General features: G+C 38.4%; 2 protein-coding genes. Both read right to left on the reverse strand.

What is annotated here, in order from left to right; genetic code table 11:
- Positions 1-10: 10 nt before the first annotated feature.
- Positions 11-364, reverse strand: a complete 354-nt coding sequence (locus tag EDM53_RS02270; RefSeq protein WP_130122023.1) for a hypothetical protein — start codon at positions 362-364, stop codon at positions 11-13.
- Between the two features lie 148 nt (positions 365-512).
- Positions 513-1,337: hypothetical protein (locus EDM53_RS06135; RefSeq protein WP_165379575.1), on the reverse strand; the 825-nt coding region annotated here is incomplete at its 5' end.

Raw genomic sequence — 1,337 nt, forward strand, 5'->3', positions numbered from 1 at the left:
CACGTTACACTCATGTCACAAATGGAGCAGCTATCCTAATACCTGAAGTGATATACAGCATTCTCTTGTTGTGGTGTGCTTCAAATATTACATAGTAATGTATACCAAAATGTTGCAAAGAGTATGTGTCGTATGTGCAAACTGCTACATACCCTACACCCTTGTGCTTAAATGAATATTCCGACTCCTCACCAGACACAATACTACACTCCGCACCTGACTTTGTAAGTTTCTTCATAGACTCTTCTACATCATCACCCACGTGGAACATTTCTTTCATCACTCGCTCAAACTCCTTAAAAGTAGCATAAGATTCAAATTTAATCTCTCTATAATCAAACAATAAAAGCCACGTGTTAAGCATCAGAATCATTGTACACCAGATAATTAATAGAAGTGTTACGATGTATATAAAAATCTCTAATAAGGAAAAGCAGACCTTTAACGGCAATTTAATGCAAATAACGTATATATAACGTATAATGAGCTTTACTACATTCATTGTGCTCATGTCATAGGTCCGTTTCTGCTAGTTGCTTACCATATTCTTCCATCGTCTTGCCTATGGCTTCCGGAGTATTCTTAAGCGCTTCATAACCCTTTTCGAGAGCACCCTTATAAAATGTACCATCAATTCCAGGTAACTGCGATAAACCAAGCGCATTTGGCAATCTATACTGCTCTGGTATGTTTAGTTTAAGACCCATAGCATCATAAAAATACTTCTGTACTGTATTGCTGTTACCTCCCCAACATCTGTCTGTACTACAAATATCATAATCCTGCTTATCTAGTGCTTGTAACCCTTTAATACCTTTATCAACATAGCTTCCCAATTCATAATCATTTTGAAATGAAAATTCTTGCATCAGGATATGCTTTATATTATTTCTGTCTGCTTTCTCTTTCCAATCAAGACCCAGGGTTTCACGATTTTCATCAACATATTTAATATGGTGTATGTCGAGATCTTTGATGACCATACCAAACAATGTACGTTCTTCTAGCAAGCCAGTCACTATCTCCTTCCTACCATCGCTGTATGTGATTATGCTGAACGAATGCTTAAACAGCCCTTTAGTATTCTCTACGTCTCTAGCGAATAGTTGAATTGTTGGTTTTGTTGTACCAGCGGTGGCACCACTGCTTTTAGAAGCTCTATCATCTGGTGTTCCTGAAAGATCTGTATAAACCTTTATTGTGGCAGCCCCAGATTGCTTTATAGCCCCACCTGTATCATCCGTAGTACTTACTATAGTTGTTGGTATTTTAACACCTCCCCCTGTTCCATCTGGTTTAGCTTGTGATGATGCTCCAGCTGAGGTCCCTGCACCTGC

It is taken from the genome of Rickettsiales endosymbiont of Peranema trichophorum (assembly GCF_004210275.1).
GTDB lineage: Bacteria > Pseudomonadota > Alphaproteobacteria > Rickettsiales > Midichloriaceae > RICK02.

Coding starts and splice junctions, on each gene's coding strand:
- EDM53_RS02270 (WP_130122023.1), bottom strand. CDS start 364: ATGCTTAACACGTGGCTTTTATTGTTTGATTATAGAGAGATTAAATTT.